This window comes from Herminiimonas aquatilis, from assembly GCF_042665175.1.
GTDB lineage: Bacteria > Pseudomonadota > Gammaproteobacteria > Burkholderiales > Burkholderiaceae_D > Oxalicibacterium > Oxalicibacterium aquatilis.
Window position 1 is genome coordinate 1,732,145 of sequence record NZ_JBHTCC010000001.1, and the last position, 18,875, is coordinate 1,751,019.

The 18,875-nt window shown below is 51.4% G+C and carries 19 protein-coding genes; 15 read left to right on the plus strand and 4 right to left on the minus strand.

Annotated elements, in window-relative coordinates; genetic code table 11:
• The first annotated feature begins 117 nt into the window (after window positions 1-117).
• Together msrP and msrQ are read left to right on the plus strand one after the other, a co-directional pair.
• Entirely contained in the window at window positions 118-1,101 is a 984-nt protein-coding gene (gene msrP / locus ACFQO0_RS08065; protein ID WP_382233475.1) for a protein-methionine-sulfoxide reductase catalytic subunit MsrP, read from the plus strand.
• Between the two features lie 61 nt (window positions 1,102-1,162).
• Complete coding sequence (gene msrQ / locus ACFQO0_RS08070) at window positions 1,163-1,807, plus strand: protein-methionine-sulfoxide reductase heme-binding subunit MsrQ (protein WP_382233476.1); 645 nt, start codon at window positions 1,163-1,165, stop codon at window positions 1,805-1,807.
• A gap of 38 nt (window positions 1,808-1,845) precedes the next feature.
• Here the strand turns inward: msrQ and lysA are convergent, their stop codons facing one another.
• Window positions 1,846-3,129 (minus strand): diaminopimelate decarboxylase, encoded by a 1,284-nt coding sequence (lysA, locus tag ACFQO0_RS08075; protein WP_382233477.1) that lies wholly within the window; start codon window positions 3,127-3,129, stop codon window positions 1,846-1,848.
• A gap of 7 nt (window positions 3,130-3,136) precedes the next feature.
• On the minus strand, window positions 3,137-3,358 hold the full coding sequence (gene lptM / locus ACFQO0_RS08080) for an LPS translocon maturation chaperone LptM (protein ID WP_382233478.1): 222 nt from the start codon (window positions 3,356-3,358) through the stop codon (window positions 3,137-3,139).
• Between the two features lie 40 nt (window positions 3,359-3,398).
• On the opposite strand from lptM, the gene cyaY reads away from it, so the two are divergent.
• Window positions 3,399-3,740 carry an iron donor protein CyaY gene (gene cyaY, locus ACFQO0_RS08085; protein ID WP_382233479.1) on the plus strand — a complete coding sequence of 114 codons (342 nt, stop codon included), beginning with the start codon at window positions 3,399-3,401 and terminating at the stop codon, window positions 3,738-3,740.
• Between the two features lie 84 nt (window positions 3,741-3,824).
• Here cyaY and ACFQO0_RS08090 read toward each other — a convergent pair whose 3' ends face one another.
• Window positions 3,825-6,176, minus strand: coding sequence for a penicillin-binding protein 1A (locus ACFQO0_RS08090; protein ID WP_382233480.1), 2,352 nt, complete (start codon window positions 6,174-6,176; stop codon window positions 3,825-3,827).
• A gap of 332 nt (window positions 6,177-6,508) precedes the next feature.
• On the opposite strand from ACFQO0_RS08090, the gene ACFQO0_RS08095 reads away from it, so the two are divergent.
• From ACFQO0_RS08095 to ACFQO0_RS08125, 7 genes are all read left to right on the plus strand, one after another.
• Window positions 6,509-7,588 (plus strand): pilus assembly protein PilM, encoded by a 1,080-nt coding sequence (locus tag ACFQO0_RS08095; protein ID WP_382233481.1) that lies wholly within the window; start codon window positions 6,509-6,511, stop codon window positions 7,586-7,588.
• Complete coding sequence (locus tag ACFQO0_RS08100) at window positions 7,588-8,211, plus strand: PilN domain-containing protein (RefSeq protein WP_382233482.1); 624 nt, start codon at window positions 7,588-7,590, stop codon at window positions 8,209-8,211. Before ACFQO0_RS08095 ends, ACFQO0_RS08100 begins: the two co-directional genes overlap by 1 nt.
• Window positions 8,212-8,227: 16 nt before the next feature.
• Window positions 8,228-8,884 carry a type IV pilus inner membrane component PilO gene (locus ACFQO0_RS08105; RefSeq protein ID WP_382233483.1) on the plus strand — a complete coding sequence of 219 codons (657 nt, stop codon included), beginning with the start codon at window positions 8,228-8,230 and terminating at the stop codon, window positions 8,882-8,884.
• The gene (locus ACFQO0_RS08110; protein ID WP_382233484.1) at window positions 8,884-9,423 is read left to right on the plus strand and encodes a pilus assembly protein PilP; all 540 of its coding nucleotides are present in this window, start codon (window positions 8,884-8,886) and stop codon (window positions 9,421-9,423) included. Before ACFQO0_RS08105 ends, ACFQO0_RS08110 begins: the two co-directional genes overlap by 1 nt.
• Before the next feature lie 38 nt (window positions 9,424-9,461).
• Complete coding sequence (gene pilQ / locus ACFQO0_RS08115) at window positions 9,462-11,519, plus strand: type IV pilus secretin PilQ (RefSeq protein WP_382233485.1); 2,058 nt, start codon at window positions 9,462-9,464, stop codon at window positions 11,517-11,519.
• Between the two features lie 62 nt (window positions 11,520-11,581).
• Entirely contained in the window at window positions 11,582-13,249 is a 1,668-nt protein-coding gene (gene aroKB / locus ACFQO0_RS08120; protein WP_382233486.1) for a bifunctional shikimate kinase/3-dehydroquinate synthase AroKB, read from the plus strand.
• A gap of 39 nt (window positions 13,250-13,288) precedes the next feature.
• Window positions 13,289-14,437 (plus strand): deoxyguanosinetriphosphate triphosphohydrolase, encoded by a 1,149-nt coding sequence (locus ACFQO0_RS08125; protein ID WP_382233487.1) that lies wholly within the window; start codon window positions 13,289-13,291, stop codon window positions 14,435-14,437.
• A gap of 117 nt (window positions 14,438-14,554) precedes the next feature.
• Here ACFQO0_RS08125 and ACFQO0_RS08130 read toward each other — a convergent pair whose 3' ends face one another.
• The gene (locus ACFQO0_RS08130; protein WP_382233488.1) at window positions 14,555-15,646 is read right to left on the minus strand and encodes an enoyl-CoA hydratase/isomerase family protein; all 1,092 of its coding nucleotides are present in this window, start codon (window positions 15,644-15,646) and stop codon (window positions 14,555-14,557) included.
• A gap of 160 nt (window positions 15,647-15,806) precedes the next feature.
• On the opposite strand from ACFQO0_RS08130, the gene ACFQO0_RS08135 reads away from it, so the two are divergent.
• From ACFQO0_RS08135 to ACFQO0_RS08155, 5 genes are read left to right on the plus strand one after another with little or no spacing between them, the layout of a single operon-like run.
• Window positions 15,807-16,268 (plus strand): type IV pilin protein, encoded by a 462-nt coding sequence (locus ACFQO0_RS08135; RefSeq protein WP_382233490.1) that lies wholly within the window; start codon window positions 15,807-15,809, stop codon window positions 16,266-16,268.
• A complete protein-coding gene (locus ACFQO0_RS08140) occupies window positions 16,262-16,780 on the plus strand; it encodes a GspH/FimT family pseudopilin (protein ID WP_382233492.1) in 519 nt (172 codons plus the stop codon). The genes ACFQO0_RS08135 and ACFQO0_RS08140 overlap by 7 nt, the downstream gene beginning before the upstream one ends.
• A gap of 14 nt (window positions 16,781-16,794) precedes the next feature.
• Window positions 16,795-17,217: a type IV pilus modification PilV family protein gene (locus tag ACFQO0_RS08145; RefSeq protein WP_382233494.1), complete on the plus strand. Its 423-nt coding sequence runs from the start codon at window positions 16,795-16,797 to the stop codon at window positions 17,215-17,217.
• The gene (locus tag ACFQO0_RS08150) at window positions 17,214-18,269 is read left to right on the plus strand and encodes a PilW family protein (RefSeq protein WP_382233496.1); all 1,056 of its coding nucleotides are present in this window, start codon (window positions 17,214-17,216) and stop codon (window positions 18,267-18,269) included. Before ACFQO0_RS08145 ends, ACFQO0_RS08150 begins: the two co-directional genes overlap by 4 nt.
• A gap of 26 nt (window positions 18,270-18,295) precedes the next feature.
• Window positions 18,296-18,874 (plus strand): pilus assembly PilX family protein, encoded by a 579-nt coding sequence (locus ACFQO0_RS08155; protein ID WP_382233498.1) that lies wholly within the window; start codon window positions 18,296-18,298, stop codon window positions 18,872-18,874.
• Window position 18,875: the final 1 nt, after the last annotated feature.

Sequence of the window (18,875 nt, forward strand, 5' to 3'; positions counted from 1 at the left end):
GGTGGCGGAATCGCTGTAAATGTAAAATTTACGCGCTCCGCTTTCTGAAATGAAACTCCTGTAATGTTGGCAGGTCTGAATAGACTCAATGGTCATTATTTTCAATACGGAGTAGCCATGTTAATCAAGCGTAACCCGAATGGGATTGACATCCCATTCGCATCTGAAATTACGCCGCGTGAAGTTTTTGAATCACGCCGCGCGTTTATTCAAAAAATAGCGGCCGGCTCCATTGCCGGTGGTGCAATGCTGGAAATGGCAACGCGCGAGGCTTTTGCCGCGACGTCGGCGAATGCGCAAAAGCTCGTCGCCCGTCCCAATCCATCCTATGTCGTGCTCGATAAAGCCACGTCCTATAAAGACGCCACGACTTACAATAATTTTTACGAATTCGGTACCGACAAGGCCAGTCCGGCGCGTTATGCGCCCGCGATGAAGACGCGGCCATGGACCTTGACTATTGAGGGTGAAGTCAAAAAACCGATCACGCTGGATATTGATAGCTTGCTGAAACTGGCGCCGCTGGAAGAGCGCATCTATCGTTTGCGTTGCGTAGAAGGCTGGTCGATGGTGATCCCGTGGAGCGGCTATTCGCTGGCTGAGTTGATCAAGAAAGTCGAGCCGACTTCCAGCGCGAAATACGTGGAGTTTGTCACCGTTGAAGATAAAGAGTCTATGAATGGCCTGCGCAGGCCGGTGCTGGATTGGCCTTATGTAGAAGGCTTGCGGATAGATGAAGCCAATCACCCGCTGACGCTGCTAACCTTGGGTATGTATGGCGAAGTATTGCCGAATCAGAATGGCGGTCCTGTGCGCATCGTCGTGCCGTGGAAGTATGGTTTTAAATCCGCCAAGTCCATCGTCAAGATTCGCTTCGTCAAAGAGCAGCCGCGTACCGCATGGAATGTGTCGGCACCACGTGAGTACGGATTCTATTCCAACGTCAATCCGGAAGTTGATCATCCGCGCTGGTCGCAAGCGACTGAACGTCGTATCGGCGAAGATGGATTCTTCGCGAAAAAACGTCCGACACTGATGTTCAATGGATACAGCCAGGTTGCGTCCTTGTACACTGGCATGGATCTGAAGAAATTTTTCTGATTTCTCGTCCATTAAATGACGTACTACATCCTATCGCCGCTCGATTGCCTCTGGATAAATAATGACGGCGTTTAATCCATCATCAAAGCAGCTTACGATTATCAAAAGTCTGCTATTCGTGATTGCCTTGCTGCCGTTTGGCAGATTGTTCCTGTTTGCTTTTACGGATCAACTAGGCGCGAATCCAATTGAATTCATCACGCGCAACACCGGCGATTGGACACTGTATTTTTTGTGCATCACGCTGGTTGTCACGCCTTTGCGTCGCCTGAGCAAATGGAACTGGCTGATTAAGTTGCGTCGAATGCTGGGCTTGTTTGCGTTCTTCTACGCCACTTTGCATTTCACGACTTTTCTCTGGTTCGATCATTTCTTCGATGTCAGCGAGATGCTGAAAGATGTGATCAAGCGTCCCTTTATCACGGTGGGGTTTGCGGCCTTTATATTGCTCATTCCGCTCGCGATCACCAGCACGAACGGCATGGTGAAACGTTTGGGCGGCAAGCGCTGGCAATGGCTGCATAGACTGATCTATGTCATCGCATCGCTAGGGATATTGCATTACTGGTGGATGAAGGCAGGCAAGCACGATTTCGAGCAGCCGATTATTTTCGGTGTGATCGTGGCGATTTTGTTGTTGATACGGATATTCTGGGCCTGGCAGAAGCGCTCAAAAGCGAATCTGGTTGCTGGGAGTGCCGTGTGATCGACGCCGGATTCGCATTGCGAGTCCGGCTCCTTGCATCATGGAAGCAAGGATTCCAGTGCAAACAGATCGGCAGCCGATTCACGTTTGCGAATCAAATGGACGCTCGTGCCATCGACCATGATTTCGGCTGCGCGACCGCGCGTATTGTAGTTGGATGACATGGTCATGCCGTAGGCGCCAGCCGACATGATTGCCAGCAAATCACCTTCTTGAATCGCCAGCTCACGCGAGCGCGCCAGCCAGTCACCGGACTCGCAGACTGGACCCACTACGTCGTAAATCTGCGCATCCGTTTCGCGTTGCAATACTGGTTGCACACCGTGCCACGCCTCGTACATTGCCGGGCGCATCAAATCATTCATTGCGGCATCGACGATCGCGAAGTTCTTGGTTTCGCCATGCTTGATGTATTGCACTTCAGTCAGCAGTACGCCGGCATTGCCGACGATAGAGCGGCCCGGCTCAAACAATACTTTGATCGGTGTGCCTTGATAACTCTTTGCGCGCCATGCATCAATCTTTGTGAATACGCGTGACAGATAATCGCCGACTGCTACCGGCTGATCGTTGTCGTAATTGATGCCGATGCCGCCACCAATATCAACGTGATGGATGACGATGCCTTCGCTCGCCAGCGTATCGATCAATTCGATCAACTTATCTACGGCTTCCAGCAAGGGCGCATCGTCCAATAGTTGTGAGCCGATATGGCAGTCGATGCCTACGACGCTAATATTGGGCAGCGCTGCAGCAACGCGATACGTCGTCAATGCATCTTCATAAGCGACACCGAATTTATTGTCTTTCAATCCGGTCGAAATATATGGGTGGGTTTTCGCATCGACGTTGGGATTGACGCGTAGCGATACGGACGCACGTTTCCCCATTTCTCCCGCGACCTCATTCAAGCGATGCAACTCCGGAATCGACTCGACGTTGAAGCACAGAATGTCGTGCGACAAAGCGAGTCGCATTTCTTCACGCGATTTGCCGACGCCGGAAAAAATCACTTTGCGTGGCGAGCCGCCTGCGGCCAATACGCGCAGCAACTCACCGCCGGAAACGATATCAAAACCGGAGCCGAGTTTGCCGAGTACATTCAGCACCGCCAGATTGGAGTTGGATTTGACCGAATAGCAAACCAGCGCGGTCTCATCATTGCGGCCATGCTTTTTGCATGCGTCGGCATAGGAAGAGAAATGCTCCACCAATGCGGCCTTTGAGTAGATATATGTCGGCGTACCGAATTGCTGGGCGATCTGCGTCAGCGGAACGTTTTCCGCGCACAGCACGCCGTCTTGATAAGAAAAATGCGACATGACGAAATTATTTGGAATCGGAAGAACTGGCTGGCGGCGTATTGACCGGCAGTGAGACGGAGGTCGAGCTGCCTGTTGTTTGAATCGTGGTCGTTTGGTAGCCTTTTTCGCCTTGCGGCATGTACAAGGGACCTTTTTGACCGCAACCGGCGAGCAGGCTGACGCACAAGGCACCGGCCAGGATTGTGAAAAAAGCGCTGATGCGCGGCAAACAAGAAAGGGACTTCACGATTAGAATCACTGTTTAACGAAACGTGGTGGAGTGTAGCATGACCGAATCAGAATTCCTGCAGCAGGCAGAGGCAACTTTGAGCCAAATTGAGGCTACCCTGGAAGCGTTGGCCAATACCAGTGACCTAGATGTGGAGTGTACGCGTAGCGGCAATGTGCTGGAAATAGAGTTTGTCGACAACGGTACCAAAATTATCGTCAATAGCCAGGCACCCATGCAGGAACTATGGGTGGCGGCTAAATCCGGCGGTTTTCATTTCAAGGCGCAAGGTTCGAAATGGATCAATCATCGCGATGACGGCGCGGAATTGTTTTCGGCCTTGTCACAAATGGTCAGCCAGCAGGGCGGGATAGACGTCATCTTGCATGATGCAAAGTGAGTCGGGTTGCGCCTCGGCCCAATAGAAAAAGCGGAAAAGTCCTGCGACTTTTCCGCTTTTTTTAAACCGAGCGCTGCGCTATAGCTAGAACAACTCGTTCTTGACTTCATCCCTGGTCGGTTCGTTGGCGCGCGCGGGGCCATCGCCGATTCCGAGGTTGCGCACGCCCAAGCCTGGCGGGTTCTCTGCGTAGAAATATTCGCCATTGGCCGTGATGATTCCTTCTGGCACCGTGCGTTCGACCATAGGTACGTTTCTCAATGCCTTTTGCATGTAATTGATCCAGATCGGCAGGGCCAAGCCGCCACCCGTTTCACGGTTGCCCAGGTTTTTCGGTTGATCGAAACCTATCCATGCAATACCGACAATGTCTGGCTGATAGCCGGCGAACCATGCATCAAACGAATCATTGGTCGTGCCGGTTTTGCCGGCCAGGTCGGTGCGCTTCAATGCCATGGCTTTGACTGCTGTGCCTGAGGTCACGACGTCCCTCAGCATGCTGTCCATCAGGAATGCATTACGCGCGTCTATGACGCGATTGGCTTCATCGCCAGCCTTGTCTGGCTTGGCTTCCGACAAGGGCTTGCCACTTGCATCGGTAATTTTGGAAATCAGGTAAGGGCTGACCTTGTAGCCGCCATTGGCGAACACGGCATATGCACCGGCCATTTGTAGAGGTGTGACGGCACCTGCCCCCAGCGCCAGTGTCAGGTAAGGTGGGTTTTTGTCCGCATCGAAGCCGAAACGGGTAATGTATTCCTGTCCGTATTTGGCACCGATCTTGTGCAGGATACGGATCGAAATCATGTTTTTCGATTTGGTCAGGCCTTTGCGCATCGTCATCGGGCCATCGTATTTGCCATCGTAATTTTTCGGTTCCCACGGTTGGCCACCGGTTTGGCCCGCGTCAAAACTGATAGGCGCATCGTTGATGACGGTAGATGGCGACAAACCTTTTTCCAGCGAGGCCGAATAAATGAATGGTTTGAACGAAGATCCCGGTTGGCGCCAGGCTTGCGTGACGTGGTTAAACTTGTTGCGGTTAAAGTCGAAGCCGCCTACGAGAGCGCGAATCGCGCCGTCGTCGGTGTTTGCCGCGACAAATGCCGATTGCACCTCGGGCATTTGAATTACGCTCCAGTTTTTGCCTTCCTGCATGACGCGAATCACCGCGCCACGTTTGATGCGTTTATTCGGTGGCGCCTTGGCACTCAGTAAATTGGCGGCGAAGGTGAGGCCGGCACCCTCAATCTTGATCTCTTCACCCGATACCAAAACGGCGGTCACTAATTGTGGCGTCGCGTCCAGCACGACTGCTGCCACCAGATCGTCGCTATCCGGATGATTGGCGAGCTCGACTTCGATCGCGTCTTCAGCTTCTTCCTTGTTGGTCGGAATCTCGATATAGTTTTCCGGGCCGCGATAACCGTGCCGCTTTTCATAGTCCATCACGCCGCGGCGCACGGCGAGATATGCCGCATCCTGATCCGCTTTGGTAATGGTGGTGAACACATTCAAACCACGCGTGTAGGTTTCTTCCTTGAATTGCTCGTACACTAACTGGCGTGTCATTTCCGCGACGTATTCGGCATGTACGCCGAATTCGCTGCTATTTGTTTTGATCTTGAGCTCTTCTGCCTTGGCTTGGGTATATTCCGGTTCGGTGATGTAGCCAAGTTGATACATGCGCTGCAGAATATATTGCTGGCGCGCTTTTGCGCGTTTTGGATTGACGACCGGGTTGTAGGCAGACGGCGCTTTAGGCAGGCCGGCCAGCATTGCCGCTTCGGCAATGCTGATGTCCTGTAATTTCTTGCCGTAATAAATTTGTGCCGCGGATGAAAAACCATAGGCACGTTGCCCCAGATAAATCTGGTTCATATAGACCTCAAGAATCTGGTCTTTCGTCAGATTCTTTTCAATTTTCCAGGCCAGCAGCACTTCGTAGATCTTGCGTTTAAGCGTTTGCTCGCTGGACAGGAAGAAATTGCGCGCCACTTGTTGCGTAATTGTGGATGCGCCCTGGCGTGCTCCGCCGCTCAGATTGTGCACGGCTGCGCGCACGATACCGACGTAGTCGACGCCACCATGCTCGAAGAAGCGATCATCTTCAATCGCCAGCACAGCCTTTTTCATGATGTTGGGAATTTCTTTGATATGGACCAGATTGCGCCGTTCTTCGCCGAACTCGCCAATCAGGACGTTATCTGCCGAAAAAATACGGAGCGGGATTTTGGGCCGGTAATCGGTCAGTGAATCCAGTGCAGGCAGGTTGGGATATGCCATCGCCAAGGCAAAAAACAGTATCAGCGCGCCGATGACGCCAAGGCCAAATATCAGGCCAACCAAGCCCAGTCCGAATTTCAAGACGGTATTGGAGGCGCTTTTTGCTGGTTTGGAGGAGGTGCTGCCGGACGATGATGTTTTGGAAGTCATGCAGGGAAAAAGTGAGGGGTAGATATCCGCGCCATTATAGCTGCCTGCCGCAAGCGGGCGCGATTGTGACCAAGAATAGACTGCAATTGCAACATCCCAAACCCCGCGTGGATTTTTGGCAACGGATTTGCAAATTACTTTATGGAAATTGCTTTACAGTTTTGGAGCCTTGTTGCTACGATTTAATGTAACGTTTTATCAATGTGTCCTAAATACACGTTTTTAAACACATTTTTATTGAAATCCTTATATCTTTTAATCAAGGTCGGGGTTTTGACAAGCTAAACGGCACCGCGTTCATATACTAATAACGTTTTTGGGGAGAACTGCCCTTGGCTTTAGATTTTGGCTCCTTATTCGGCAAAAAGAATCCGCCGCTGATTGGCTTGGACATTAGTAGTTCCGGGGTGAAACTCGTCGAACTGTCCGAAGTCGGCAAAGGTGAATTACGCCTCGAATGCTTTGCTTCCGAACCCCTTGCGCGTGGGGCAGTCGTTGACGGCAACATTGAAAACATTGATCAGGTGTCTGACGCGATACATCGGGTCTGGAAAAAGAGCGGCACCCGCGCCAAGTTGGCCGCTATGGGCATGCCACCTGCATCCGTTATCACTAAAAAGATCATTCTTCCAAGCGGCTTGTCCGAGGAGAGTCTGGAGTTGCAGGTCGAAACCGAGGCAAGCCAGTACATACCGTTTGCGCTGGATGAAGTGCGCCTTGATTTTGATGTAATCGGCCCGGTAGAGAACTCGCCGGAAGATGTCGAAGTCATGCTTGCGGCAACCCGTAAAGAAAAAGTCGAGGATCGCGTTGCGGTTGCCGAGGCGGCGGGTATCACCCCGACGGTAATGGATATCGAATCCTATGCTGCGCGCGCAGCAATTGACCGACTCACCAAACAATTGCCAAATGCAGGAAAAGGTCAAATTCTCGGTTTATTCCAAATCGGTTCGCAGGTAACCCACGTTTCGGTTTTGCTGGATGGTCAATTGGTTTATGAACGCGAACAACCGTTCGGAGGTCATCAATTGACGCAGGAAATCGTGCGCACCTATGGCTTGTCGTACGAAGAAGCGGAAGCCAAAAAGAAGGCAGGCGATCTGCCGGATGGCTATCAAAGTGAAATTCTCGATCCGTTTCTGGAAAGCGCTGCGCTCGAAGTTACCCGCGCCATTCAATTTTTCTTCACTTCCACTCCCTACACACGGATAGATCAACTTTTCCTGGCAGGCGGATGCGCCATTATCCCCGGCATGGTGGATATGGTCGCCAATCGCACTAAATTGTCTACCTCTGTGGTGAGCCCTTTCAAGGGTATGCAGCTCGGGCCCAACGTGCGTGAGAAGCAATTACGCATAGAGGCACCCGCTTATTTGGTTGCGTGCGGGCTGGCAATGCGGAGGTTTGACTGATGATCAGAATTAATCTTCTCCCGCATCGCGAGGAGAAACGCAAGCAGCGTAAAAAAGAATTCGTCGCGATGATGTTGTTGAGCGCGATCTTGGGCGCTTTAATCGTCATTGCAGTCGGCGGTTATTTTTCCAGCCAACTTTCCGAGCAGGAGCAACGCAATACCTTCATCAGAAATGAAAATGCGCGACTGGACGAAGAAATCAAGGAAGTTGCCAGCCTGAAGCAGGAAATCGAAGCACTCAAGGCGCGCCAGCAAGCGGTCGAAGATTTGCAGGGCGACCGCAATCAGCCCATCTATTTGATGGATGAATTGGCGCAACAGGTACCTGAAGGCGTGTATCTGAAATCATTTAAACAGGATGGACAGCGCGTTTTATTGAACGGTTATGCGCAATCGAACGAGCGCGTATCTGAATTGCTGCGCAACCTGGGAAATCATTCGCCATGGCTGGAGCGTCCAGATTTGATTGAAATTCGGTCAGTTGGTATCGGGCAGGGTAAGGATGCGAAGAAGGTATTCGAATTCAGTATCAATGCAGGAATTAAACGACCTCGGGATAACGATCAACCAGTAGCGGATGTGAAGGTGCTCGCACCGGTTACAGCTCCATTGAAACCTTGATTGTGAGACAGGCACCATGGCAGATTTGAAAAATATCGGCGAGTCGGTCAGCGCGCAGTTTCGCGATCTGAATGGCTTGCATCCCGGGCAGTGGCCTATCGTTCCACGCTTGCTTTGCGCGGTAGGCGTGTTGCTGGCTGTTATGGCGGTGGGATGGTACGCGTACTGGAGTACGCAGCTTGAAGAGCTGGATCGCACTGCGGCTGAAGAATTGACGTTGAAAGATGCTTACAAAATAAAAGTGCAACAGGCGATCAATCTCGAGGGATTGCGCAAGCAAAAAGTCCAAGTGAATGAATATGTTTCCACTCTGGAAAAGCAACTGCCAAGCAAGGCTGAAATGGACGCTTTGCTATCGGATATCAACCAAGCAGGATTGGGACGCGGCTTGCAATTTGAATTGTTCAAGCCGGGCCAGGTGGTGGTAAGAGATTATTACGCGGAATTGCCTATCGATATCAAAGTCACGGGTCACTACCATGACGTCGCAGCATTCGCGAGCGACATCGCAAATTTGCCTCGCATTGTTACTTTGAATCAGATGAATCTGGCTGTCTCAAAAGATAATTCCTTGACCTTGGATGCGGTAGCGAAGACCTTCCGTTATCTGGATGACGATGAAGTGGCCGCACAGCGCAAAGCTGCTTCCGGAAACAAAAAAGGTGGCAAATAATGATGCGCCTTCATTTTATTCGTCTTGGTTTGTCGGGTTTGGTTGTGATGGGGCTGTCTGGCTGCGGAGATGGCGGGATACAGGATGTCAGCGAATGGATGAAAGAAGTTAAACAGCAGACAAGAGTATCAATCAAGCCATTATCCGAGCCGAAAAAATTCACGCCTTTTTCGTATGATGCAAAAGGCAGAGAAGATCCGTATAGCCCGAATAAACTGGCCGTCGCCTTGGCAAAATCAAAAAAAGACAATGGTTCTATACGTCCGGATCTTGAGCGTCGCCGCGAAGCCCTTGAAAGCTACCCGCTGGATAATTTGCGCATGGTCGGAACCATGGCCAAGCCGGGCCTGACCTTTGCCTTGTTGCAAGCGGATAAGTCGGTATTCCAGGTCAAGGTTGGTAACTACATCGGGCAGAATCTCGGCATGATTACCAGGATTACGGAAACTGAAGTGGAACTGAAAGAGATCGTTCAAGATGCGTCCGGCGAATGGGTCGAACGTGAAGCCAAGCTGGAGTTGCAGGAGACGCAAAAATGATCGCGCACCAAAAACAATTCAAAGACTCGCAGGGAACCATGCAAACATTAAAGCGTACATTTGCGTTCATTTATCTCTCAATGATGTGCGGCCTTGTCGCAGCACAAGAAAACGCGATTCAATCCATTAGCGCGAATCAGCAAGGCTCGAATATCGTGGTGAAAGTGGCATTGAAAAATCCACTAGTCAAACCGCCGATCGGGTTTTCGATCACTAATCCTGCGCGTATTGCGCTCGATTTTGCAGGCACTGCAAATGCGACCGGCAAAGGGGTTCAGGATATCGGTTTGGGCGACGTGCGCAATGTGAATGTCGTACAGGCAGGTGATCGTTCACGTTTGGTTTTCAATCTGACTCGCCCATTGAACTACGCGACTACCGTCGAAGGTAATGCAGTGATTATCACCATTGACGGCACAGGTGGTCTGGCCACGGCAGTCAATGCGTCCGGACTTCCGGTTGCGGCGCCACAGATAAATATGGGATCCGGACGTCAGGCATTGCGTGATATCGATTTCCGTCGCGGCAATAACGGCGAAGGTCGTATTGTCGTTGAATTGCCGAATAATCAGGTCGCTTTGGACGTGCGTCAGCAAGGCAAAAAAATCGAAGTCGATTTTATGAAAACCACGGTGCCGGATGTGTTGCGTCGCCGTCTGGATGTCGCCGACTTCGGTACGCCGGTCAATATCATCACGACCCAGCAGCAAGGCGAAAACGTTCGCATGACGATTGAGCCGAAGGGTTTGTGGGAGCACAGCGCTTATCAAAGCGACTCTCAACTGGTGATTGAAGTTAAGCCGCTCAAAGAAGAGGCCAATAAACTCGGTCAAGGTGTGCGCGATTACCGTGGTGAAAAACTGTCGCTGAATTTTCAAAATGTGGAAGTGCGCGCAGTGCTGCAGGTGATTGCTGATTTCACGGGCTTGAACATCATCACCAGCGATACAGTCAGCGGCAATGTCACCTTGCGCCTGAAAGACGTGCCTTGGGATCAGGCGCTGGATATCGTGATGCAGGCGAAGGGCCTGGATATGCGCAAAAACGGCTCTGTACTGTGGATTGCTCCGCGTGACGAATTGCTGACGAAAGAAAAATTGGAGCTGGAGCAGCGCGCGCAAATTGCTGAACTTGAGCCGGTCAAGACAGAAACTTTCCAGCTTAATTATCAAAAAGCCGAATCGTTTAAACAGGTATTTGGCATTGATGGCGGCAACCGCAGCATCCTGTCCAAGCGCGGCAGTGCTGTTGTTGATCCGCGCACAAATCAATTGTTTATTACCGACATCCCTTCCAAGCTGGAAGAAATTCGTGCACTGGTACAAAAAACGGACGTTGCCAGCCGTCAAGTCATGATTGAGGCGAGAATTGTCGAGGCAAATGACACTTTCAGTAGCAGTTTGGGTGCGAAATTGTCTTTTGGCGTGCAGCAGAACAGGTTTAATCTTGGCGGTAATCAGCCAGATGCAACCACCGGTCTGTCTCCCCCAATTCCGAACAGCAGTTCAGTAAATTTGCCTGCCAGTATTGCGGGTAATACTGCCGGGACAGTTGCATTGACTTTGTTTAATGCTGCCGCCACCAAATTTATCGGTTTGGAATTGTCTGCACTTGAAGCGGATGGGAAAGGAAAAATTATTTCCAGCCCGCGTGTGATTACTGCGGATCAATTAAAAGCATTAATTGAGCAAGGTACAGAACTGCCTTATCAGCAAGCAACCAGTAGTGGCGCCACGAGCGTTTCCTTCCGCAAAGCAAATCTGAAATTAGAAGTTACTCCTCAGATTACGCCGGATGGCAATGTAATTTTGGATGTCGACGTCAACAAGGATAGTGTTGGTATTGAAACGCGCGCAGGCTTTGCGATTGATACCAAGCATGTGAAAACACAGGTCCTGATCGATAATGGCGGCACGGTTGTCATCGGTGGTATTTTCCAGCAGACGGAGCGTACTTCGATCTCCAAGGTACCCTTCTTCGGTGACATTCCTGTTTTTGGTAATTTGTTTAAAACCACCGGTCGCACCAATGACAAAACTGAATTGCTGATATTTTTGACACCTAAAATCCTGACTGACAAGGTATCAATCAGGTAGGATGCTGGTTGTGGCAGCGACCGTCTCGGTCGCTGCATCTGGCGAGAAAGAGTTAGTGCAACGTGGGTGGAAATATTTTTCTGGTCGGCTTGATGGGGGCTGGCAAAACGACAGTGGGTCGTGCGCTGGCGAAACGGCTGAACAAGCAGTTTATTGATTCCGATCATGAAATCGAAGCGCGCACAGGCGCTTCGATTCCCTTGATTTTTGAAATCGAAGGCGAGGACAGCTTCCGCCAGCGCGAGGCAGAAGTTATTCGCGACCTCACCGCGCAACAGGATATCGTATTGGCCACGGGTGGCGGTGCGGTACTCAATCCTGAAAGTCGCGCTTATCTCAAGTCGCGTGGCACAGTGATCTATCTTCGCGCGAGCGTCAATAGCATCCTGCAGCGCACCAGTCACGATAAAAATCGCCCTCTGCTGCAAACTGCAGATCCTCGCAAAACGATCGAGGAATTATCGCGCACCCGCGAACCGTTCTACAATGAAGTCGCCGACATCGTTATCGACACGGGACGGCCTAACGTACAATTCCTGATGCAATCGATACTGGCGCAGTTGGGGCCGGAACATGCGCAGCCCCCTACGCCTGCATCTCAGCAACACGATTCTTTTTCTAAGCACATTACGATGGCACAGCTTTCTTCTTTTCATACTCTGCACGTTGATTTAGGTGCGCGCAGTTATCCCATCAGTATTGGTCAGGAGCTGTTGAGCGATCCTGCCGTTGTTGCTGCGCATATTGCCGGTCCGCGCGTCGCGATTGTGACCAATACCGTGGTCGCTCCGCTCTATCTTGAGCGTCTGAGCAAAACCCTGGAAGCTGCAGGCAAGCGGGTAACTCAAATCATCTTGCCGGATGGTGAAGAAGAAAAGAATTGGGCCAACCTGATGAAGATCTTCGATGTGTTGCTCGAAGAGAAATGCGATCGAAAAACTACCTTGGTCGCTTTGGGCGGCGGCGTGATCGGCGATATGACCGGTTTTGCGGCAGCTGCATACATGCGTGGCGTGCCATTTGTCCAAGTACCTACTACACTACTGTCGCAGGTTGACTCTTCCGTCGGTGGCAAGACCGGGATCAATCATCCGCTCGGCAAGAACATGATTGGCGCGTTTTACCAGCCGCAAGCCGTGATTGCCGACACTTCAACATTGAACACCTTGCTTGCGCGGGAGCTCTCCGCCGGTTTGTCCGAAGTGATCAAGCATGGCGCGATCATTGACGCGCCATTCTTCGATTGGATAGAGGCAAATATCTTCAAGCTGGTGGCAAAAGATGCGGATGCTTTGGCTTATGCCATAAAACGCTCATGCGAAATTAAGGCGGATGTGGTGCGCCAGGATGAGCGTGAAGGTGGATTGCGTGCAATCCTGAACTTTGGCCACACATTTGGACACGCAATCGAAGCTGGCATGGGTTATGGCGTCTGGCTGCATGGGGAGGCAGTTGGTTGCGGCATGGTCATGGCAGCTGAGTTGTCGCATAGATTGGGTTTCATTGATGCGCCCTCAAAAGAACGCATCGCCGCATTGGTAAAGGCGGCTGGTTTGCCGACGGTAGCGCCGGACCTTGGTGTCGCGCGATGGCTGGAATTGATGGAAGTCGACAAGAAGAATGAGGGTGGCGAGATCAAATTCATTTTGCTCAAGCCTTTGGGCAAGTCGATTATCACTACGGTGCCGCAAGATATTCTGCTCGAAACTTTGCATGCGTGCGTTGCCTGATTCAATTTTCAGAAAACCCGCGTGCGAGGGCATACTGACATGAACATCGAAGCCCATCTCGCACCATATGCCGCGCATTCCGAGCAATCTGCCGGACGTCGCTATTCAGAGTCGGCAACCACGTCGCGTACCGAGTTTCAGCGCGATCGTGATCGCATCATTCATTCCGCTGCATTTCGCCGGCTGGAATACAAAACCCAGGTATTTGTTAATCACGAGGGCGACCTGTTTCGTACCCGTCTGACGCACAGTATTGAAGTCGCGCAAATTGCGCGTTCAATTGCGCGCAATTTGCATTTGAATGAAGACTTGGTCGAGGCGATTTCGCTGGCGCACGATCTCGGTCATACCCCTTTCGGACACGCCGGCCAGGATGCACTGAACGCGTGTATGAGCGACTATGGCGGCTTCGAACATAATCTGCAAAGCCTGCGCGTGGTTGATACGCTGGAGCAGCGTTACGGTGCATTCGATGGTTTGAACCTGATGTTTGAAACCCGCGAAGGCATACTCAAGCATTGCTCGTTAGCGAACGCAAAAAAGCTCGATGCTATCGGTTTACGTTTCATTCAAAAAAAGCAGCCTACGCTGGAAGCGCAGCTTGCCAATCTGGCGGATGAAATTGCCTACAATAATCATGATATCGACGATGGCTTGCGTTCCGGTTTGCTGACGACAACACAGCTGGATGAAGTTGATTTTTATGCGCGTCATCGTCAGCAGGTGGAGCTCGCATTTCCCGGCATTAACGGCCGCCGCGCGATTAACGAAACCATACGTCGCATGATCAATGCGTTGATTGTTGATGTGATAGAAACATCGCAACAGCGGATTCAAGTGGCACAACTAAAGACAGTGGATGATGTGCGCAATGCGGCGCCATTAATTGCCTTCTCAGACACGATGCGTGCTGAAGCAGTTTTGCTGAAACGCTTCTTGCGAGAAAATCTTTACCAGCATTACCAGGTCAATCGCATGACCAGCAAGGCACGTTGCATCGTGAACGATTTGTTCAGCGCCTTCATGCGCGAGCCGAATCTACTGCCGCCAGATTACCAGCAAGCGATTAACGATACCCCGCAGGCAATCGCAACGCAAGCACGCAAGATTGCGGATTACATTGCTGGTATGACAGACCGGTATGCAATACGCGAGCATCGTCGTCTGTTCTTGATAGAGGAAATGTAAGCGTGATTGCATATCCAGCGCGCTGTTGTTCCGTCAAATAGTCTTGACGAGGCTAGCCGCCAGCCGGCCTCATGTCGGGAAATGAATGGTCGCCAGCCTTTGCTCAGAATCGATAATTCAGGCCAGCTCACGCAAAGGATGCGCGTAGTCTGGCCAGGCTGAAGTGAAAAAGGGCGCGATCATTTCTGGCGTCACATCTTGTAACGACGCAGGATTCCACTGCGGCGCGTTATCCTTGTCGATAACCAATGCACGTATGCCTTCTACGGTTTCCCCGTGTTCGAAACAACGCCTGACCATGGTGCGCTCCAGTCGCAGGCAATCCGCTAATTCCATATGGGCAGAGCGACGGATTTGTTCCAGCGAAACGCAAACCATCAGCGGCGAGCGTTTTCGTATGGTGTTCAAAGTTTTCTGAGAAAAAGGGGTGTCATCTTTCGCCAGCGATGCGGTAATGGCGGCTACGCTGTCATGTGAAAAATGACGATCGATCAGAGGGCGCTGTTTGGCGAGCATGCTGTTCGCAGGATTGATTTGTGCTGCAAACGGTGCGGCAAATGCTTCAGTCGCCTGTCGATATTGATGATCATCCACCGATTCAATCAAGTTCATTAACGCAGGCAGTTCCGCTCGCGGCACAAATACATCTGCCAGATTTGCATACAAGGCATCATCGGCGCCGATAATTTCTCCAGTCAGGCCAAGATAGGTGCCAAGTTCGCCCGGCAGCCGCGATAGAAAATAACCACCACCGACATCTGGGAACAGTCCGATATTCACTTCGGGCATCGCCATTCTAGTGCGCTCGGTTACAACGCGGATGCTCTGCGCCGCGCTGCTTTGTGAGATGCCCATACCGCCACCCATCACAATGCCATCCAGCAGAGCGATATAGGGTTTTGGATAATGATGAATCAAATAATTCAACGCATATTCTTCGGTGAAAAAATCTTCCAGTAGCGCGCTGCCACCAGTGAGGCCGCCGACCGCAACTTCATGAAAAAAATGGATGTCGCCACCAGCACAAAAAGCCTTTGGCAGCGTGCTGCTGATAACAACGGCTCGTACACGTTGATCTTTTTGCCATGCGTGCAGGCTTTGCGCAAGCGTACGAATCATGTCAAGAGACAAAGAATTCAATGCTTGGGGGCGGTCTAGCACTAAAGAGCCTAAGCCATTGTGGGTAGAGGTTTGAATATCTGTGCGCATACGCGTGCTCGGTCAAATGTAGGCATGCATTTTAGCGGCTTCTGCGCAACAGCTCTCATATGAGGAGCGCCGTTTATGGCAGGAATCAAACCGCTTATCGGTTGCGGCTGGCATTGCGAATTGATTGGTTTAAATTAACCTTACTTAAAGGAAATTTACTATGACGCCTGCCATTTTTTTTTCACTGAAACGCAAATCAGCGGGTTTCACGTTGATTGAATTGATGATTACGGTTGCGATTATTGGTATTTTGGGGTCCATTGCTCTCCCTTTTTATGGTGATTACGTCCGGCGCGGCAAGGTGCAGGAGGCAACGTCAGAACTTGCAAATATGCGCATCAAGATGGAGCAGTGGTATCAAGATAATCGTACTTATGCAGGCTATGTCAATGCCAGTTGCGTAGCTGCAGGCGGAGCAGTGGTTTCGGGCAAATACTTTACTTTTGCTTGTGGCACTGACGCCGCGACGCCGAATGTCTATAGCGTAACTGCGACGGGTGTGGCGGGGCAGGGCATGAACGGATATGTGTATTCACTGGATCAAAACAACGCCAAAAGATCAACCGTCCCTCCCGGGGCGGAAGTCAACTGCTGGATTAGCAAGCGTGGCGAAGCATGTTGAAAAGATCTTCAGGTGATCAGGGATTTACCCTGATAGAACTGATGATCGGCATCGCCATCATGGCGATCGTTATTACATTGGGCATGCCCAGTTACAGCACATGGATTCAAAACAGCAGGCTTCGAAATGCCGCTGAATCCATTTTGAATGGTTTGCAGCTCGCTCGTTCGGAGGCAGTAGCGCGAAATCAAAGAGTCCGTTTTACATTGGGCGCGGGATCTTCATGGGTGGTCTGCCTACCTGATCCGGACCCAGATGCGGACTGCGTTCTAATTCAGAGCAGGGCGACCGGAGATGGGTCATCTGCTGCAGTGACAGTTGTCGCTAACCCCGCCATTACAGATGTTGATTTTTCGCCTTTGGGACAAGGAACCGCCATCAGCATAGATGTGGATGTAAATACAGCGGTGTTGTCTGCAGAAGACAGTCGAAATTTACGCATTTTGGTCAGCGGTGGCAACGTGCGCATGTGCGACCCAAATGTCAACGCACCTGATTCGCGGGCTTGTTAAGGAAGATGATGACAATGAAAAGTCCTGCCAATAATTGCGCGCCCGCAAATCAAAAAGGCATTGTGTTGTTGGAGGGTTTGATTGCCATTCTAATTTTTTCTATTGGCATTCTCGGGGCGGTGGGTTTGCAGGCAACCATGATCAAGGCAAATTCTGATGCCAAATACCGTGTGGAGGCGGGCTTGATTGTAGAGCAGCGTATTTCGAGAATGTGGGTAGATCAACTGGGATTGGCTAATTATTCGGAATTGGCTCCTGGAACAGATATATCCGCAGAATCAGGATTGCCGAATGGACGCAGGATTACTATTCGCGGCGATGTTGCAAACTGTGCCGGCGATCTTTCCTGCTTTGTCGTGAGAGTCACATGGCAGCAACCAGGCGACGATGCCGAGCATAACGTCACGAGTGTGGCAAGAATAACGGGGGGCGTATGAGGCCTTTCGATGAGCGAGATGGGCCTTGTGGTCGCCGCGTGGGCGGTTTCGGCTTGGTTGAAATCATGGTGGGGCTGGCCATTGGCATGATCGCGACATTGGTGATTGTGCAGGTGGCAGCCATGTTTGAAGGACAGAAGCGCTCCACTACTGGCACGGCTGATGCACAGACGGCAGGCAGCATTGCCATCTATGCGATGCAACGCCAGATTCAGATGGCGGGGTACGGTCTGCCGGTTTTTAGCGCACAGAATCAGGTGTTGAATTGTCCCGATAAACCTTTAATGGATGCGGACAATGATCCTGCAACGCCAGATATTGGGGTCAGTATCACGCCGGTAGAGATTATCAACGGCGCCAACAATGGCAACGACCAAATTATTGTTCGCATGGGTGATACCACCTCTGGTGGCGTGCCCCTGCGATTTCCTTCGCTTCCAAATCAGAACAACGTCTTGTCTTGTCGTGATGGGGACGTGGTACTGATTACGAATGGCACGAAATGCGCAATGACCAGAGTGAACGGCGTCCCTACCGCGGCCGGGATCGTGTTTGATCCGGTAATTACTGATCCGGCCGAAGGGAGTTTTGCATGCCTGGGGCCAAATTGGCTGGCACGTACCTATCAAGTCGTGGGTAATAATTTGCAGGAGGGCGCGACGCAGATTGCCGGTGGCGTTGTCAATATGCAGGCCCGTTACGGCATCACCCTGGCTGGCAATGTGAATCAGATTGCACCGGATGCCTATGTTGATGCGCTCGATCCTGAATGGGGGCCTGCAATGTCAGCCGCCAATCGAAATCGCATCAAGGCGATCCGTGTCGCACTGGTTATTCGCAACAGCGCGATGGAAAAAGAAGATGTGACCTCAGCCTGCTCGTCATTGACTGCGGCTGCGCCAACCGGTTTGTGTGCGTGGGCCGGTACGGCAGATAATCCGGCTCCCGCGATAGACCTAAGCGCCGACCCGGATTGGCGCAGGTATCGTTACCGGGTGTTCGACACACTGATTCCAATTCGCAACATGATTTGGTCGGCGGATAAACTATGAACAAGCTCGCCTGTATGCGTAAGCGAATGACTATCCGTGCAAGGCAAGATGGCGTAGTGCTATTCATTGCACTGATTGCACTGGTCACGATCATGCTGGCAGCGGTGGCCCTAGTGCGCTCGGTTGATACGTCCAGTCTCATTGCCGGCAACATAGCGTTTCGTCGCGCGGCTACTTCTTCTGGCGACAGTGGATTGGAAGGGGCCATTGCCTGGTTGGCTGCGCAAGAAATAGCGGATCAGGCACAACTACCTGCAGATCGAGGATTGAATAATACCAATGGACTGCAAGGGTACGATGCCAGTCTTGCAAATTTTAATATCACTTCAGTCGACTCTTGGACGGACCAGTTAAGCGTCCGTGCAGCTAAAGACGCCGGTGACAATGAAGTGCGCTACCGAATTGAACGCATGTGCAGTGCCAGCGAAGGTATCGCACCTGTCAAGGAAAATTGTGTATTCAGCGATGCCGAGTCGCAACTTGACTCAATGGCCACAGGCGGCCAGCGCGCAGAAAAGAGTGGGGTTAGCGTCATGTATCGGGTGACGATACGTGTGACCGGGCCGCGCAATACAGTCAGCTATGTGCAAGCATTTATCTATTAAG

What these genes read in the sequence shown, in the direction of transcription:
- msrP (WP_382233475.1), top strand. Translation starts at nt 118, where the DNA reads ATGTTAATCAAGCGTAACCCGAATGGGATTGACATCCCATTCGCATCT.
- msrQ (WP_382233476.1), top strand. Translation starts at nt 1,163, where the DNA reads ATGACGGCGTTTAATCCATCATCAAAGCAGCTTACGATTATCAAAAGT.
- lysA (WP_382233477.1), bottom strand. Translation starts at nt 3,129, where the DNA reads ATGTCGCATTTTTCTTATCAAGACGGCGTGCTGTGCGCGGAAAACGTT.
- cyaY (WP_382233479.1), top strand. Translation starts at nt 3,399, where the DNA reads ATGACCGAATCAGAATTCCTGCAGCAGGCAGAGGCAACTTTGAGCCAA.
- ACFQO0_RS08090 (WP_382233480.1), bottom strand. Translation starts at nt 6,176, where the DNA reads ATGACTTCCAAAACATCATCGTCCGGCAGCACCTCCTCCAAACCAGCA.
- ACFQO0_RS08100 (WP_382233482.1), top strand. Translation starts at nt 7,588, where the DNA reads ATGATCAGAATTAATCTTCTCCCGCATCGCGAGGAGAAACGCAAGCAG.
- ACFQO0_RS08105 (WP_382233483.1), top strand. Translation starts at nt 8,228, where the DNA reads ATGGCAGATTTGAAAAATATCGGCGAGTCGGTCAGCGCGCAGTTTCGC.
- ACFQO0_RS08110 (WP_382233484.1), top strand. Translation starts at nt 8,884, where the DNA reads ATGATGCGCCTTCATTTTATTCGTCTTGGTTTGTCGGGTTTGGTTGTG.
- pilQ (WP_382233485.1), top strand. Translation starts at nt 9,462, where the DNA reads ATGCAAACATTAAAGCGTACATTTGCGTTCATTTATCTCTCAATGATG.
- ACFQO0_RS08125 (WP_382233487.1), top strand. Translation starts at nt 13,289, where the DNA reads ATGAACATCGAAGCCCATCTCGCACCATATGCCGCGCATTCCGAGCAA.
- ACFQO0_RS08130 (WP_382233488.1), bottom strand. Translation starts at nt 15,646, where the DNA reads ATGCGCACAGATATTCAAACCTCTACCCACAATGGCTTAGGCTCTTTA.
- ACFQO0_RS08135 (WP_382233490.1), top strand. Translation starts at nt 15,807, where the DNA reads ATGACGCCTGCCATTTTTTTTTCACTGAAACGCAAATCAGCGGGTTTC.
- ACFQO0_RS08140 (WP_382233492.1), top strand. Translation starts at nt 16,262, where the DNA reads ATGTTGAAAAGATCTTCAGGTGATCAGGGATTTACCCTGATAGAACTG.
- ACFQO0_RS08145 (WP_382233494.1), top strand. Translation starts at nt 16,795, where the DNA reads ATGAAAAGTCCTGCCAATAATTGCGCGCCCGCAAATCAAAAAGGCATT.
- ACFQO0_RS08150 (WP_382233496.1), top strand. Translation starts at nt 17,214, where the DNA reads ATGAGGCCTTTCGATGAGCGAGATGGGCCTTGTGGTCGCCGCGTGGGC.
- ACFQO0_RS08155 (WP_382233498.1), top strand. Translation starts at nt 18,296, where the DNA reads ATGACTATCCGTGCAAGGCAAGATGGCGTAGTGCTATTCATTGCACTG.